The 15,125-nt window shown below is 70.0% G+C and carries 12 protein-coding genes; 9 read left to right on the top strand and 3 right to left on the bottom strand.

Features of this window, described 5'->3' with window-relative positions; translation table 11 throughout:
* Position 1 precedes the first annotated feature (1 nt).
* The 3 genes from secF to ACIRHA_RS21550 all read left to right on the top strand — a co-directional run bounded on the left by secF (position 2) and on the right by ACIRHA_RS21550 (position 4,500).
* Entirely contained in the window at positions 2–1,132 is a 1,131-nt protein-coding gene (gene secF, locus ACIRHA_RS21560) for a protein translocase subunit SecF (protein WP_403848028.1), read from the top strand.
* A 132-nt stretch (positions 1,133–1,264) separates the two neighbouring features.
* Positions 1,265–1,804: an adenine phosphoribosyltransferase gene (locus tag ACIRHA_RS21555; protein ID WP_403848026.1), complete on the top strand. Its 540-nt coding sequence runs from the start codon at positions 1,265–1,267 to the stop codon at positions 1,802–1,804.
* 170 nt (positions 1,805–1,974) lie between these two features.
* Positions 1,975–4,500, top strand: a complete 2,526-nt coding sequence (locus ACIRHA_RS21550; RefSeq protein WP_403848023.1) for a RelA/SpoT family protein — start codon at positions 1,975–1,977, stop codon at positions 4,498–4,500.
* 109 nt (positions 4,501–4,609) lie between these two features.
* On the opposite strand, the gene ACIRHA_RS21545 is transcribed toward ACIRHA_RS21550, so the two are convergent.
* Positions 4,610–5,842 (bottom strand): DUF349 domain-containing protein, encoded by a 1,233-nt coding sequence (locus ACIRHA_RS21545; RefSeq protein WP_403848020.1) that lies wholly within the window; start codon positions 5,840–5,842, stop codon positions 4,610–4,612.
* A 202-nt stretch (positions 5,843–6,044) separates the two neighbouring features.
* Positions 6,045–6,824 (bottom strand): peptidylprolyl isomerase, encoded by a 780-nt coding sequence (locus ACIRHA_RS21540; RefSeq protein ID WP_403848018.1) that lies wholly within the window; start codon positions 6,822–6,824, stop codon positions 6,045–6,047.
* Positions 6,825–6,975: 151 nt separating this feature from the next.
* Between ACIRHA_RS21540 and ACIRHA_RS21535 the strand changes: the two genes are divergently transcribed.
* From ACIRHA_RS21535 to rpsD, 5 genes are all read left to right on the top strand, one after another.
* The gene (locus ACIRHA_RS21535; protein WP_403848015.1) at positions 6,976–7,686 is read left to right on the top strand and encodes an MBL fold metallo-hydrolase; all 711 of its coding nucleotides are present in this window, start codon (positions 6,976–6,978) and stop codon (positions 7,684–7,686) included.
* A 12-nt stretch (positions 7,687–7,698) separates the two neighbouring features.
* A complete protein-coding gene (hisS, locus tag ACIRHA_RS21530; protein ID WP_403848013.1) occupies positions 7,699–8,961 on the top strand; it encodes a histidine--tRNA ligase in 1,263 nt (420 codons plus the stop codon).
* A 176-nt stretch (positions 8,962–9,137) separates the two neighbouring features.
* Positions 9,138–9,779, top strand: a complete 642-nt coding sequence (locus ACIRHA_RS21525; protein ID WP_403848011.1) for a vitamin K epoxide reductase family protein — start codon at positions 9,138–9,140, stop codon at positions 9,777–9,779.
* 69 nt (positions 9,780–9,848) lie between these two features.
* On the top strand, positions 9,849–11,216 hold the full coding sequence (locus tag ACIRHA_RS21520; protein WP_403848009.1) for a replication-associated recombination protein A: 1,368 nt from the start codon (positions 9,849–9,851) through the stop codon (positions 11,214–11,216).
* Between the two features lie 362 nt (positions 11,217–11,578).
* A complete protein-coding gene (gene rpsD, locus ACIRHA_RS21515; RefSeq protein ID WP_351335503.1) occupies positions 11,579–12,193 on the top strand; it encodes a 30S ribosomal protein S4 in 615 nt (204 codons plus the stop codon).
* Positions 12,194–12,247: 54 nt separating this feature from the next.
* Here the strand turns inward: rpsD and ACIRHA_RS21510 are convergent, their stop codons facing one another.
* On the bottom strand, positions 12,248–14,500 hold the full coding sequence (locus tag ACIRHA_RS21510; RefSeq protein WP_403848005.1) for an ATP-binding protein: 2,253 nt from the start codon (positions 14,498–14,500) through the stop codon (positions 12,248–12,250).
* A gap of 172 nt (positions 14,501–14,672) precedes the next feature.
* Here ACIRHA_RS21510 and ACIRHA_RS21505 point away from each other — a divergent pair, with 172 nt between their 5' ends.
* Positions 14,673–15,119: a DUF948 domain-containing protein gene (locus ACIRHA_RS21505; RefSeq protein WP_403848002.1), complete on the top strand. Its 447-nt coding sequence runs from the start codon at positions 14,673–14,675 to the stop codon at positions 15,117–15,119.
* Positions 15,120–15,125 lie beyond the last annotated feature (6 nt).

Raw genomic sequence — 15,125 nt, 5'->3', positions numbered from 1 at the left:
GATGTCGAAGCTCGGCAATCTCGGCGCCAGGCTGTACCGCGGTGAGGTCGGTTACGACTTCATCGGCAAGCGCAAGATCTGGTACGGCGTCTCGATCCTGATCACCATCACGGCCATCGTCGGCCTCGGGGTGCGCGGCCTGAACATGGGCATCGAGTTCGAGGGCGGCGCCGTCTTCACGACGCCCAAGACCAGCGTCTCGGCCCAGAAGGCCGAGGAGTACGCGACGGAGGCCTCGGGCCACGACGCCGTCGTCCAGGAGCTCGGCTCCGGCGGTCTGCGCATCCAGGTCGCGGGCGTCGACACCGCCAAGTCGGACCAGATCAAGGCCGAGCTGTCCAAGGACATGGACATCAAGGCCGACGACATCAACGCCGACCTGGTGGGCCCCAGTTGGGGCGCCTCGATCGCCAACAAGGCATGGCAGGGCCTGGCCATCTTCATGGTCCTCGTCGTGATCTATCTGGCGATCGCCTTCGAGTGGCGCATGGCGCTCGCGGCACTCGTCGCGCTCATCCACGACATCACCATCACCGTCGGGATCTACGCCCTCGTGGGCTTCGAGGTCACGCAGGGCACGGTGATCGGTCTGTTGACCATCCTTGGTTATTCGCTCTACGACACGGTCGTCGTCTTCGACTCGCTCAAGGAGCAGACGAAGGGCCTGGAGAAGCAGACCCGCTTCACGTACAGCGAGGTCGCCAACCGGTCGATCAACAGCACCCTGGTCCGCTCGATCAACACCACGGTCGTGGCGCTCCTCCCGGTCGGCGGTCTGCTGTTCATCGGCGGCGGCTTCCTCGGCGCGGGCATGCTGAACGACATCTCGCTGTCGCTCTTCGTGGGCCTCGCCGCCGGTGCGTACTCGTCGATCTTCATCGCCACTCCGCTGGTCGCCGACCTCAAGGAGCGCGACCCGAAGATGAAGGCGCTCAAGAAGCGGGTGCTCGCCAAGCGGGCCGCCGCCGCGGCCAAGGCCGAGGAGCCCGCCGTCGTGGGGCACCAGGCGGACGGCACGCAGAGCGGCCCGACGGAGCACGATCCGGAGGACACCGCTCCCGCGGGCGCGGGACCGCGCAACCAGCCGGCCCGTAACCGCGGCCGCGGCCGCCCCTCGGGCAAGCGCCGCTGAGGCGGACCGTCACCGTCGCCACAAGGGCGCCAGGAGCCGTCGAGGCCCTGGCGCCCTCGGCGTTCGTCGACAGCGGCGACTGCTAAGGTTGGCGCGTTGAAAATCGCCTGACACACACGCTGAGGTGCAGAAATGACCGATATCAAGGAGCTGCTCCTCAGCCGCATCCGCGATGTGCAGGACTATCCGGAGCCCGGCGTCCTGTTCAAGGACATCACCCCGCTGCTCGCGGACCCGGCGGCCTTCACGGCCCTCACCGACACGCTCGCGGAACTCTGCGTCCGCAACGGCGCCACGAAGATCGTCGGCCTGGAGGCGCGCGGCTTCATCCTGGGCGCCCCCGTCGCGATCCGCGCGGGCCTCGGCTTCATCCCCGTACGCAAGGCGGGCAAGCTCCCCGGTGCGACGCTCGCGCAGTCGTACGACCTGGAGTACGGATCCGCCGAGATCGAGGTGCACGCCGAGGACCTCGGCGCCGACGACCGGGTCATGGTGATCGACGACGTGCTGGCCACCGGCGGCACCGCCGAGGCCGCGGTGCACCTGATCCGCCGGGCCGGCGCCGAGGTCGCGGGCTGCGCCGTCCTCATGGAACTGGGCTTTCTCCCGGGCCGCGGACGGCTCGAATCCGCCCTCCAGGGAGCGCCGCTCGACGCCCTGCTCGTGGTGTAAAACCACAGGTCACAGCCTTGGCGGCGGGCCCGGAGGAATCCGGTGCCCGCCTCTCGTGTTTCACCAGTACGAAGGCGTCCCTGCCGCCCAGGGCGAGCGGCGGGCGCCGGATCGATACCATGGGCTCTCCGGGACCTGAACGGGGGACCCGTCGCGCACGAGGAGCGCCGTTGCCAGACGAGGCCAAGCCACTCTCCGCCGCCACGCAAGACGAACAGGCCACTCGCGCCGCGGCTCCTTCCGGCACGCCCGGGAAGGACGCGAAGACGGCGAGGCCTGCGCCGCCGAGCGCCAAGGCGGCCGACCAGCCGCGCACCAAACCCCCGGCCAACCAGCCGCGCCCCACGCCGCCGCCCGCGATCCGCGCGGCCACGAACCAGCCGGCCGCGCGCTCCGGCTCCTCCAACCGCGTCCGCGCCCGCCTGGCCCGCCTCGGCGTGCAGCGCTCGAACCCGTACAACCCGGTCCTGGAGCCGCTGCTGCGGATAGTGCGCAGCAACGACCCGAAGATCGAGACGTCCACGCTGCGCCAGGTCGAGCGCGCCTACCAGGTCGCCGAGCGCTGGCACCGCGGCCAGAAGCGCAAGAGCGGCGACCCGTACATCACGCACCCGCTCGCGGTGACGACGATCCTCGCCGAGCTGGGCATGGACCCGGCGACGCTGATGGCGGGCCTGCTGCACGACACGGTCGAGGACACCGAGTACGGCCTGGACACCCTCAAGCGCGACTTCGGCGACCAGGTGGCGCTCCTGGTCGACGGCGTGACCAAGCTGGACAAGGTCAAGTTCGGTGAGGCCGCGCAGGCCGAGACCGTGCGCAAGATGGTCGTCGCGATGGCCAAGGACCCGCGCGTCCTGGTCATCAAGCTCGCCGACCGCCTGCACAACATGCGCACCATGCGCTACCTCAAGCGCGAGAAGCAGGAGAAGAAGGCCCGCGAGACGCTGGAGATCTACGCTCCGCTGGCGCACCGCCTGGGCATGAACACCATCAAGTGGGAGCTGGAGGACCTCGCCTTCGCGATCCTCTACCCCAAGATGTACGACGAGATCGTGCGGCTCGTGGCCGAGCGCGCGCCCAAGCGCGACGAGTACCTGGCCATAGTGACCGACGAGGTGCAGTCCGACCTGCGCGCGGCCCGGATCAAGGCGACCGTCACAGGGCGCCCGAAGCACTACTACAGCGTCTACCAGAAGATGATCGTCCGCGGCCGTGACTTCGCGGAGATCTACGACCTGGTGGGCATCCGCGTCCTCGTCGACACGGTCCGCGACTGCTACGCGGCACTGGGCACCGTCCACGCCCGCTGGAACCCGGTTCCGGGGCGGTTCAAGGACTACATCGCGATGCCCAAGTTCAACATGTACCAGTCGCTGCACACGACGGTGATCGGCCCCAACGGCAAGCCTGTTGAACTCCAGATCCGTACGTTCGACATGCACCGCCGCGCCGAGTACGGCATCGCCGCGCACTGGAAGTACAAGCAGGAGGCCGTCGCGGGCGCCTCCAAGGTGCGCACCGACGCGCCCAAGTCCTCCGGCAAGGGCGGCAAGGACGACCACCTCAACGACATGGCGTGGCTGCGCCAGTTGCTCGACTGGCAGAAGGAGACCGAGGACCCGGGCGAGTTCCTGGAGTCCCTGCGCTTCGACCTGTCACGCAACGAGGTCTTCGTGTTCACGCCGAAGGGCGACGTCATAGCGCTCCCGGCCGGCGCCACCCCGGTGGACTTCTCGTACGCGGTCCACACGGAGGTCGGCCACCGGACCATAGGAGCACGCGTCAACGGACGCCTCGTGCCCCTCGAATCGACCCTGGACAACGGCGACTTGGTGGAGGTCTTCACCTCCAAGGCGCAGGGCGCGGGCCCGTCCCGCGACTGGCTCGGCTTCGTGAAGTCGCCGCGTGCGCGCAACAAGATCCGCGCCTGGTTCTCCAAGGAGCGCCGCGAGGAGGCGATCGAGCAGGGCAAGGACGCCATCGCGCGCGCCATGCGCAAGCAGAACCTGCCGATCCAGCGGATCCTGACCGGCGACTCGCTCGTCACGCTCGCGCACGAGATGCGCTACCCGGACATCTCGTCCCTGTACGCGGCGATCGGTGAAGGCCACGTCACTGCGCAGTCCGTGGTCCAGAAGCTCGTGCAGGCACTGGGTGGCGAGGAGGCCGCCAACGAGGACATCGCCGAGAGCGCACCGCCCTCGCGCGGCCGCTCCAAGCGCCGCTCGAACGCCGACCCGGGCGTGGTGGTCAAGGGCGTCGACGACGTCTGGGTGAAGCTGGCGCGCTGCTGCACGCCGGTGCCCGGCGACCCGATCATCGGCTTCGTCACGCGCGGCAGCGGCGTATCGGTTCACCGCAGCGACTGCGTCAACGTGGACTCGCTGTCCCGTGAGCCGGAGCGCATCCTCGAGGTCGAGTGGGCGCCCACGCAGTCGTCCGTCTTCCTGGTCGCCATACAGGTCGAGGCCCTCGACCGCTCGCGGCTGCTGTCCGACGTGACGCGGGTCCTGTCGGACCAGCACGTGAACATCCTGTCCGCGGCGGTACAGACGTCCCGCGACCGGGTGGCCACGTCCCGCTTCACGTTCGAGATGGGCGACCCGAAGCACCTGGGCCACGTCCTCAAGGCGGTCCGCGGCGTGGAGGGCGTGTACGACGTGTACCGGGTGACGTCGGCGCGCCGGCCGTAAATCAAGCCCCTGCGGCGATTGAGCAGCGGGGTCCGGGGCAGAGCCCCGAGGCATGAGAACGGCCCCCGAGCACGGTGCTCGGGGGCCGTACAACGTGCTCGGTGGGCCGCTACCCGCCGAACTCGTGCAGCCCCTTCACCGCCTGGTCAAGAAGCGCCTGACGCCCGTCCAGCTCCCGCTGGAGCTTGTCCGCCTTCGCGTTGTTGCCCTGCGCACGGGCCTGCTCGACCTGACCGCTCAGCTTGTCGACCGCCGCCTGCAGCTGGCCGGTGAGGCCCTCCGCACGTGCGCGTGCCTCCGGGTTCGTGCGGCGCCACTCCGCTTCCTCGGACTCCTGGAGGGCCCGCTCCACGGTGTGCATCCGGCCCTCGACCTTCGGGCGGGCGTCCCGCGGGACGTGACCGATGGCCTCCCACCGCTCGTTGATCGAGCGGAACGCGGCGCGCGCCGACTTCAGGTCCTCGATCGGCAGCAGCTTCTCGGCCTCGTCGGCGAGCGCCTCCTTGAGCTTGAGGTTCTCGCCCTGCTCGGCGTCGCGCTCGGCGAACACCGCGCTGCGGGCCGCGAAGAAGACGTCCTGGGCGCCGCGGAAGCGGTTCCACAGGTCGTCCTCGTGCTCACGCTGCGCGCGGCCCGCGGCCTTCCAGTCCGTCATCAGGTCGCGGTAACGGGCCGCCGTGGCACCCCAGTCCGTCGAGTTCGACAGCGACTCGGCCTCCGCGACCAGCTTCTCCTTGGTCTTGCGGGCCTCCTCGCGCTGCGCGTCGAGGGACGCGAAGTGGGCCTTGCGGCGCTTGGAGAACGCCGAGCGGGCATGCGAGAAGCGGTGCCACAGCTCGTCGTCGGACTTGCGGTCCAGGCGCGGCAGTCCCTTCCAGGTGTCCACAAGGGCGCGCAGCCGCTCGCCGGCCGCCCGCCACTGCTCGGACTGGGCCAGCTCCTCCGCCTCGACGACCAGCGCCTCCTTGGAGTGCCGCGCCTCGTCGGACTGCTTGGCCTTCTGGACCTTGCGCTCCTCGCGGCGGGCCTCGACGCTCTCCACCAGCTTGTCGAGCCGCTTGCCGAGCGCTTCCAGGTCGCCGATCGCGTGGGCGTCCGTGACCTGCTCGCGCAGGTGCTCGATCGCCGTCATGGCGTCCTTGGACGACAGGTCGGTCGTCTTCACCCGGCGTTCGAGGAGCCCGATCTCGACGACCAGGCCGTCGTACTTGCGCTTGAAGTAGGCCAGGGCCTCGTCAGGAGACCCCGCCTTCCACGAACCGACCTCTCGCTCGCTGCCGTCGGCCGAACGCACGTACACGGTCCCCGTCTCGTCGACGCGGCCCCACGGGTCGCTGCTCACAGCGCCTCCTCCACATGATGCCTGCGCGGGGCGCATCGCCCCTGGGCATCGTCCACAGTTTCCTGGCGGGCCCGGCCCGCCCTCCACAACGCGGCTCGAATCCGCGCCGCTCGAAGCCAATCTAGGCGACCGGCCGCCCCACTGTCCGCACTCAGCGCGGCTCAATTCCGTGCCTACGCGCGCGTGGGGCGGCCCTGTGGCCTCACTCCTTGGTGACCGTCGCCTTGCTGATCTTGACGGCCTGCTTCGGCGCCCCGTCCTCCGAGCCGCCGGTGACGCCCTTCGCGGCGACATCCTTGACGACCTTGAGGCCCTTCGCGTCCATCGTGCCGACGGGCGTGTACGTAGGCGTCAGCTTGCTGTCCTTGTAGACGAGGAAGAACTGGCTGCCGCCGGAGTCGGGCTGCCCCGTGTTCGCCATCGCGACCGTGCCCGCCTTGTAGGTGACCGAACCGTCCTTCGCCGGCTTGCCGAGCCCGCCCAGGTTCTCGTCGGGGACCGTGTAGCCGGGACCGCCCGCGCCGGTGCCCTCGGGGTCGCCGCACTGCAGGACGTAGATGCCCTTGGTGGTGAGGCGGTGGCACTTCGTCCCGTCGAAGAAGCCCTTGTCCGCGAGGTGCTTGAACGAGTTCACGGTGTGCGGGGTCTTCGCCGCGTCCATGGCGACCGTGATGTCACCGGCGCTCGTCTTGAAGGCCATGTCGTACGCGGCCTTCTTGTCGATCGCCATCTTGGGCTCCGACGCCTTCTTGCTCGGGGAGGGCGACGGGCTGGCCGCAGCGTCCGAGGTGTCCTTCTTGCCGTCACCGCTGAAGGCCCCGGCGGCGTACGCGCCGCCCGTGCCCAGAACGACCACCGCGAGCACGGAGGCGATCACGGTGTTGCGGGTGCGCGCCTTGCGTCGAGCGGACTCGCGCCGCTGCTGCTGGCGCAGGAACTTCTCCCGGGCGAGCTGACGCTGCCGCTGATCCTTGCTGACCACCGGGTCTTCTCCTCGTACGTCTCGTGACCTTCAGGGGCACCTGATAGTGCCCCGTACCGTATATGGGTTCGCTGTGGATTCGGCCGCGCCGGTAGGCTCTGATCCGCCGCATTCTGTTCGGACGACTTTCCACGACACACGAAGGACGATTGTGCTGATTGCCGGGTTCCCCGCCGGAGCCTGGGGCACCAACTGTTATCTGGTTGCCCCCGCCGCGGGTGAGGAGTGCGTGATCATCGACCCCGGCCACCAGGCCGCTCAGGGAGTCGAGGAAGCGCTCAAGAAGCACCGCCTCAAGCCGGTGGCGGTCGTCCTCACGCACGGGCACATCGACCATGTCGCCTCGGTCGTCCCGGTCTGCGGGGCGCACGACGTCCCGGCCTGGATCCACCCGGACGACCGCTACATGATGAGCGACCCGGAGAAGGGCATCGGCCGCTCCATCGGCATGCCGCTGATGGGCGAGCTGACCGTGGGGGAGCCGGACGACGTGCGGGAGTTGTCCGACGGCGCGCGGCTGAAGCTCGCCGGGCTCGACTTCGGCGTCGCGCACGCGCCGGGCCATACCAAGGGGTCGGTGACCTTCCAGATGCCCGAGGCGGCGGACATCCCGTCCGTCTTCTTCTCGGGCGATCTGCTCTTCGCCGGCTCCATCGGACGCACCGACATGCCCGGTGGCTCCATGGACGACATGCTCGAATCGCTGGGCCGTGTGTGCCTGCCGCTCGACGACTCGACCGTGGTGCTGTCAGGACACGGCTCCCAGACGACCATCGGCCAGGAGCGTGCCACCAACCCGTATCTGCGGCAGGTGGCCGCCGGCCAGGGACCCTCCACCGAGGCTCCCCGACGAGGAATGTGACGAGAACCTCCCGTGAGTACCTTCCAGGCCCCCAAGGGCACCTACGACCTGCTTCCGCCGGACTCCGCGACGTATCTCGCGGTCCGTGAGGCGATCTCCGCCCCGCTGCGGAACTCCGGCTACGGCTACATCGAGACGCCCGGCTTCGAGAACGTCGAGCTCTTCGCGCGCGGTGTCGGCGAGTCCACGGACATCGTCACCAAGGAGATGTACGCCTTCGAGACCAAGGGCGGCGACAGGCTCGCGCTGCGCCCCGAGGGCACCGCGTCCGTGCTGCGCGCCGCCCTGGAGGCCAACCTCCACAAGGCGGGCAACCTCCCGGTCAAGCTCTGGTACTCGGGCTCGTACTACCGCTACGAGCGCCCCCAGAAGGGCCGTTACCGGCACTTCTCCCAGGTGGGCGCCGAGGCGATCGGCGCGGAGGACCCGGCCCTCGACGCCGAGTTGATCATCCTGGCCGACCAGGCGTACCGCTCGCTCGGGCTGCGCAACTTCCGCATCCTGCTCAACTCGCTCGGCGACAAGGAGTGCCGTCCCGTTTACCGGGCCGCGCTCCAGGACTTCCTGCGCGGCCTCGACCTCGACGAGGACACGCTGCGCCGCGCCGACATCAACCCGCTGCGCGTCCTCGACGACAAGCGGCCCGACGTGCAGAAGCAGCTCACGGACGCGCCGCTGCTGCGCGACTACCTGTGCGACGCGTGCAAGGCGTACCACGAGCAGGTGCGCGAGCTGCTGACCGCGGAGGGCGTCGCCTTCGAGGACGACGAGAAGCTGGTCCGCGGCCTGGACTACTACACCCGCACGACCTTCGAGTTCGTCCACGACGGACTCGGCTCGCAGTCCGCGGTCGGCGGCGGCGGCCGCTACGACGGCCTGTCCGAGATGATCGGCGGCCCCTCGCTGCCCTCGGTCGGCTGGGCACTCGGCGTGGACCGTACGGTCCTGGCCCTGGAGGCGGAGGGCGTCGCGCTCGAACTGCCCGCCACCACCAGCGTGTTCGCGGTGCCGCTCGGCGAGGAGGCGCGGCGCGTGCTGTTCGCCAAGGTGACCGAGCTGCGCAAGGCCGGGGTCTCGGCGGACTTCTCCTTCGGCGGCAAGGGCCTCAAGGGCGCCATGAAGAACGCCAATCGGTCGGGCGCGCGCTTCACGCTCGTCGCCGGTGAACGGGATCTGGCCGAGGGCGTCGTGCAGCTCAAGGACATGGAATCGGGCGAGCAGGACGCCGTCGCGGTCGACGAGCTCGTGAACGTGCTCACCGCGAAGCTGAAGTAGGCAGATTTACACAGTTGATGTTCGAGCCCCCGGAACAGGCTTCCGGGGGCTCGAACGATTTGGCCCCCTGGGGCGTACACGCTTATGTCCAACGAACGGTGGACCCCGGGGCGGGTGCGGCAGAATGAGCACGACCGCAGCACTCCCACTCGCGTACTCACCTACGGATCGGCGTGATGAGCAAGACGACGACAGCAAGCGACACCGTCTCCCGTGACACCGGTGCCGAGCCCGCACTGCGATCCGTCGGCGGCAGCCGGGCCTTCGGGCTGCTTCTGGTGATCACCGGGGCGGCCGGACTGCTCGCCTCGTGGATCATCACGCTCGACAAGCTCAAGCTGGCCGAGGACCCGAACTTCACGCCGGGCTGCTCCCTGAACCCGGTCATCTCCTGCGGCAACATCATGAAGAGCGAGCAGGCGACGGCCTTCGGCTTCCCGAACCCGTGGCTCGGCCTCGTCACCTACGCCATCGTGATCGGCGTCGGCATGAGCCTGCTGGCCCGCGCGCGGTTCCCGCGCTGGTACTGGCTGACCTTCAACTTCGGCTGCCTCTTCGGCGTCGGATTCGTGACCTGGCTGCAGTTCCAGTCCCTGTACCGGATCAACGCGCTGTGCCTGTGGTGCAGCCTCGCCTGGGTCGCCACGATCATCATGTTCTGGTACGTCACGTCGTCCAACATCCGCAATGGCTTCCTGCCCGCGCCGCGCCCGGTCAAGACGTTCTTCGAGGACTTCACCTGGGCCCTGCCGGTGCTGCACATCGGCGTCATCGCCGTGCTGATCTTCACGCGCTGGGGCTCCAGCCTCTGGGCCTGAGCGGCTTGAGCGGCCCGGCACCGACCGGCGCCCGCGGCGTTGTCAGTGCCGTGACTTAGGGTTCTGATCGTGGAACCCGATCTGTTCACCGCCGCAGCCGAAGACCGCCAGGAGAAGGACCCGTCCGCGAGCCCCCTGGCCGTCCGGATGCGCCCGCGCACCCTCGACGAGGTCGTCGGGCAGCAGCACCTGCTCAAGCAGGGCTCGCCGCTGCGCCGCCTCGTCGGGGAGGGCGGCTCAGGGCCCGCGGGCGCCTCCTCGGTGATCCTCTGGGGCCCGCCCGGCATCGGCAAGACGACGCTCGCGTACGTGGTGTCCAAGGCGACGAACAAGCGGTTCGTGGAGCTGTCCGCCATCACCGCGGGCGTCAAGGAAGTACGCGCCGTCATCGAGGGCGCCCGGCGCGCACTGGGCGCTCACGGCAAGGACACCGTCCTCTTCCTCGACGAGATCCACCGCTTCAGCAAGGCCCAGCAGGACTCCCTGCTGCCCGCCGTCGAGAACCGCTGGGTGACGCTGATCGCGGCGACCACGGAGAACCCGTACTTCTCGGTGATCTCCCCGCTGTTGTCCCGCTCCCTGCTGCTCACCCTCGAATCGCTCACCGACGACGACCTGCGCGGGCTGCTCGCGCGGGCGCTGACCGAGGAGCGCGGCCTCGCCGGGGCGGTGAAGCTCGCCGACGACGCGGAGGAGCACATCCTGCGGGTGGCCGGCGGCGACGCCCGGCGCGCGCTCACCGCCCTGGAGGCGGCGGCCGGAGCGGCCATCGCCAAGGGCGAGGAGAGCATCACCCTCGAAAGCGTCGAGGAGTCGGTCAACCGCGCGGCGGTGACCTACGACCGGGACGGGGACCAGCACTACGACGTGGCGAGCGCCCTCATCAAGTCCATCCGCGGCTCGGACGTGGACGCGGCGCTGCACTATCTGGCTCGCATGATCGAGGCCGGCGAGGACCCCCGCTTCATCGCCCGCCGCCTGATGATCTCCGCGAGCGAGGACATCGGGCTCGCCGATCCGACGGCCCTACCGACCGCCGTCGCCGCCGCCCAGGCCGTCGCGATGATCGGCTTCCCGGAGGCCGCGCTCACCCTGAGCCACGCGACGATCGCCCTCGCCCTGGCCCCGAAGTCGAACGCGGCGACGACGGCGATCGGCGCCGCCATGGAGGACGTACGCAAGGGCCTGGCAGGACCCGTGCCGCCGCATCTGCGTGACGGGCACTACAAGGGCGCCGCCAAGCTGGGCCACGCACAGGGCTATGTGTACCCGCACGATGTGCCCGGCGGCATCGCCGCCCAGCAGTACGCGCCGGACGCGATAGCGGGCCGCCGCTACTACCAGCCGACGCGCTACGGGGCGGAGGCCCGGTACGCGGACGTGGTGGAGCGGGTCCGCGAGCGGCTCGGAGGCCCTGGCGGCGAGGGGTCCGACTGATCCGGTAGACTGCCCCGAAGTGCTGTGTCCCGTGTCCGGCATCCCGAAAGGGAGACCGGCACCACCAGAGCGGGACATCAAGCCGGATCCCCCGAACCGTGCGGTCTCCGCGCGGCACAGGAGATCCAGGAGCGTCGCGCACCGTCGAAGGTGTCGCGGGCAGCCCACCACCAGCCCGGCCCGCAAGGGACCGGAGCCCGGTCGGTGGGCCACTCGCGTGCTGCACGTATGTGCCCAGACCTGGGAGCGGCTGCCCGCCGACCGTCCGCAAGGACAGCGGTGGGTTTCCCGGGCTGCGGATTGCGACCTCCCCGACCCCTGGTGAAGCCGTATTCGCATCAGAAACACGAGGTGTTTGGTTCATGCCGAACCAGTCCCGCCCCAAGGTCAAGAAGTCGCGTGCCCTCGGCATCGCGCTCACCCCGAAGGCTGTCAAGTACTTCGAGGCCCGCCCCTACCCGCCGGGCGAGCACGGCCGTGGCCGCAAGCAGAACTCGGACTACAAGGTCCGTCTGCTCGAGAAGCAGCGTCTGCGCGCGCAGTACGACCTGAGCGAGAAGCAGATGGCGCGCGCCTACGACCGCGCCAAGAAGGCCGAAGGCAAGACCGGCGAGGCCCTGGTCATCGAGCTGGAGCGTCGTCTCGACGCCCTGGTTCTCCGTTCGGGCATCGCCCGCACGATCTACCAGGCCCGTCAGATGGTCGGCCACGGCCACATCGAGGTCAACGGCCAGAAGGTCGACAAGCCGTCGTTCCGTGTCCGTCCCGACGACGTCGTGATGGTCCGCGAGCGCAGCCGCAACAAGCCGCTGTTCCAGGTCGCGCGTGAGGGTGGCTTCGCCCCCGACGGCGAGACCCCGCGATACCTCCAGGTGAACCTGAAGGCCCTGGCCTTCCGCCTGGACCGTGACCCGAACCGCAAGGAGATCCCCGTGATCTGCGACGAGCAGCTCGTCGTCGAGTACTACGCCCGCTGATCTCCCTCACCGGAGTCTCCCTCACGGGAGTGCGGACGTAGTCTCACCTGCGTTTCAGCCCGCCGCCTCGCCGCCCTTCCAGGTGCGGGAGGCGGCGGGTTCGCGTTTGCCCCGGACCGGTTCCGCGGGGCGCGCCGGATGCGGCACCGCCGGCGCCGCACGCTGCCCCCGGCCACGACTCAGTGCGCGCGTCACCGCCTCGTCGTGCTCCAACTGCTCGCCCGAACGCGAGAGTTCGGCGAAGGGGGTGTCGCCGAGCGCCTGCCGCGCCCGCGTCTCGCACAGCTCGTGCGGCGTGTTGTAGTGGACCGAGCCGAACAGCGGCAGCCCCACGGAGGACCACATCCGGGCCGCCGCCCCCTGCAGCACCGCGGCCTCGGCGGCGTCCCCCTCCTCGAGCGTGACCAGGGCGAGTAGCTCCATCGACAGCACCGTGCCCAGCAGATCGTGGAACTCGTGCCCGATCGCCAGGCACATGCCGAGCATGTAGCGGGCCTGCGCGTAATCGGCCTCCGCCCACCGCGCGTACGCCAGGACATACAGCGCGTACGCGAGGGTCCAGCGTTCCCCGTGGTCCTCGCACACCTGCCGTACGTCCGTGCACAGCGCCACGGCCTCCGCCAGATCGCCCTGGAAGGCGAGCGTCATCGCCAGCTCGACCTGCCCCATCAGTACGTTGCTGTTGAGCTCGCCGATCTCCCGGTAGCCGGCCAGCGCGGTGCGCAGCAGGTCCTCGGCGCGCGGCAAGTCGTCCGTGACCAGGGCCAGGCACCCGGTGCGGTGCACCGCGTACGCGAGCGCCGTGGCGTCGCCGGAGTGATCCGCCTCCTCGCGGCACTCCTGCAGCGCGGCGAGCGCGGGCACCGTGTCGCCCTGCAGGATCGCCACGTAGCCGAGCACCCACAGCGCCTTGAGGCGCGAGGCCCCGTACTCCCCGTGCTCCCAGTCCTCCTCGACGAAGCCGGAGCAGACGTCACCGTCGTCGTACTCGACATCCAGGCCGACACTGCGGTCCAGCCAGTGCCGCCCCTCGGAGAGCCGCCCGCAGCCCGCCCAGTAGAACCAGAGCGTGCCCGCCAGGTACTGGCCCAGGTGTGTCTCGCCCGGTTCGGTCAGGCAGTGTTCGAGGGCCGCCCGTAGATTCGGCAGTTCCGCCTCGATCCGGGACGCCACCTCGCCCTGCCGCGGCGAGAACCAGTCCAGCTCGCACCAGGTGGCCAGGCCCATGTACCAGTCGCGGTGCCTGCGCCGCATCCGGCGGCCGTCGCCCATGCTGTCCAGCCACTCGGCCCCGTAGGCGCGCACCGTGTCGAGCATCCGGTAGCGCACCTCGCCCCGTGCCTCCTCGCGGACGACCACGGACTGCGCGAGCAGCTCGTCGAGGACATCGACGATCTCGTCCGCGGGCAGGCCCTCGCCACCGCAGACGTACTCCGCCGCCTCCAGGTCGAACGAGCCGGAGAACACCGAAAGCCGCGCCCACAGCAACCGCTCCTGGGGCGCGCACAGTTCATGGCTCCAGCCGATCGTGGTGCGCAGCGTCTGGTGGCGCGGCAGCGCGTCCCTGCCGCCGCCCCTGAGCAGCCGGAACCGGTCGTCGAGCCGCTCCATCAGCTGCGCCGGCGACAGCACCCGGAGCCGCCCGGCCGCGAGCTCCACCGCGAGCGGCAGACAGTCGAGGTGCCGACACACCTCCAGTACGTCGATCAACATGCGCCCGTCGAGCCGGAACCCCGGCAGCAGCGACGCGGCCCGGTCCGCGAACAGCTCCGCCGCGTCGGCCGGCGTCAGCGGCGCCAGGGGGAACACCCGCTCGCCGTCGACGGCGAGCGGCCTGCGGCCCACCGCGATCACACGGAGCCCCGGCGCGGCGCGCAGCAGGTCGCGTATGAGAGAGGCGCACGCGTCGACGAGGTGTTCGAACCCGTCGAGCACGAGCACGAGCCGACGCTCGGCGAGGTGGTCCACAAGGACCTGGCGGGGCGCGCGGGTGGTGTGGTCGGTGAGGCCGAGGGCTTCGGCGAGCGTGTACTCGACGAGCTCCGGCAGCCGCACGGTCGCCAGCTCCACCCGCCACACCCCGTCGGGACACAGGGAGCGCGGGGCCCGGGCGGCGGCGTGGGCGGCGAAGCGGGACTTGCCGACACCGCCGACTCCGGTGACCGTGACCAGGCGGCCCGACTCCAGGGCCGCGGCCAGCGCCGCGAGTTCGGCGGCACGGCCGATGAAACGATTGAGTTCGTGGGGGAGGTTGCCGGGTTGTGGGGGACCGGCGGGGACATCTGTGGGGCGCGAAGTGCGTCGCATGGGGCACAGAGCGTACTCAGGCGTGCGCCCTCCGTACAATCACTCCGCCGAATGTCCACCGCTCGGGACGGGAATGCGGTACGGAGCGCGGGGTCGGGCGCGATAGGCTCGGGGGACGACTTTTTGATGTTCAGCAGCTGCGTATTCGCACAGAGCTAGGGAGCGGTGCCACGTGTCCGGTGGAGAGGTTGCCGGGATTCTGGTGGCTGTCTTCTGGGCGATCCTGGTCTCCTTCCTCGCGGTGGCGCTCGTGAGGCTGGCCCAGACGCTCAGGGCGACCACCAAACTGGTCGCGGACGTGACCGAGCAGGCCGTCCCGCTGCTCGCCGACGCCTCCGCCGCGGTGCGCTCCGCGCAGACCCAGATCGACCGGGTCGACTCGATCGCCTCGGACGTCCAGGAAGTCACGTCGAACGCGTCGGCGCTCTCCTCCACCGTGGCCTCCACCTTCGGCGGCCCGCTGGTCAAGGTGGCCGCGTTCGGCTACGGAGTGCGCCGGGCCATCGGTGGCCGGGGCAAGGACGCGCCCGCCAAGGAGTCGCGCCGTACCGTGATCGTGGGGCGTTCGCTCCCCGAGGCGCGGCGGGCCAAGCGGGCCAACCGGAACAAGAGGGACTGACCGCAT

This window comes from Streptomyces sp. NPDC102360 (assembly GCF_044766085.1).
GTDB lineage: Bacteria > Actinomycetota > Actinomycetes > Streptomycetales > Streptomycetaceae > Streptomyces.
This window is presented reverse-complemented; position numbering and strand designations above follow the sequence as displayed.

What these genes read in the sequence shown, in the direction of transcription:
- secF (WP_403848028.1), top strand. Translation starts at nt 2, where the DNA reads ATGTCGAAGCTCGGCAATCTCGGCGCCAGGCTGTACCGCGGTGAGGTC.
- ACIRHA_RS21555 (WP_403848026.1), top strand. Translation starts at nt 1,265, where the DNA reads ATGACCGATATCAAGGAGCTGCTCCTCAGCCGCATCCGCGATGTGCAG.
- ACIRHA_RS21525 (WP_403848011.1), top strand. Translation starts at nt 9,138, where the DNA reads ATGAGCAAGACGACGACAGCAAGCGACACCGTCTCCCGTGACACCGGT.
- rpsD (WP_351335503.1), top strand. Translation starts at nt 11,579, where the DNA reads ATGCCGAACCAGTCCCGCCCCAAGGTCAAGAAGTCGCGTGCCCTCGGC.
- ACIRHA_RS21510 (WP_403848005.1), bottom strand. Translation starts at nt 14,500, where the DNA reads ATGCGACGCACTTCGCGCCCCACAGATGTCCCCGCCGGTCCCCCACAA.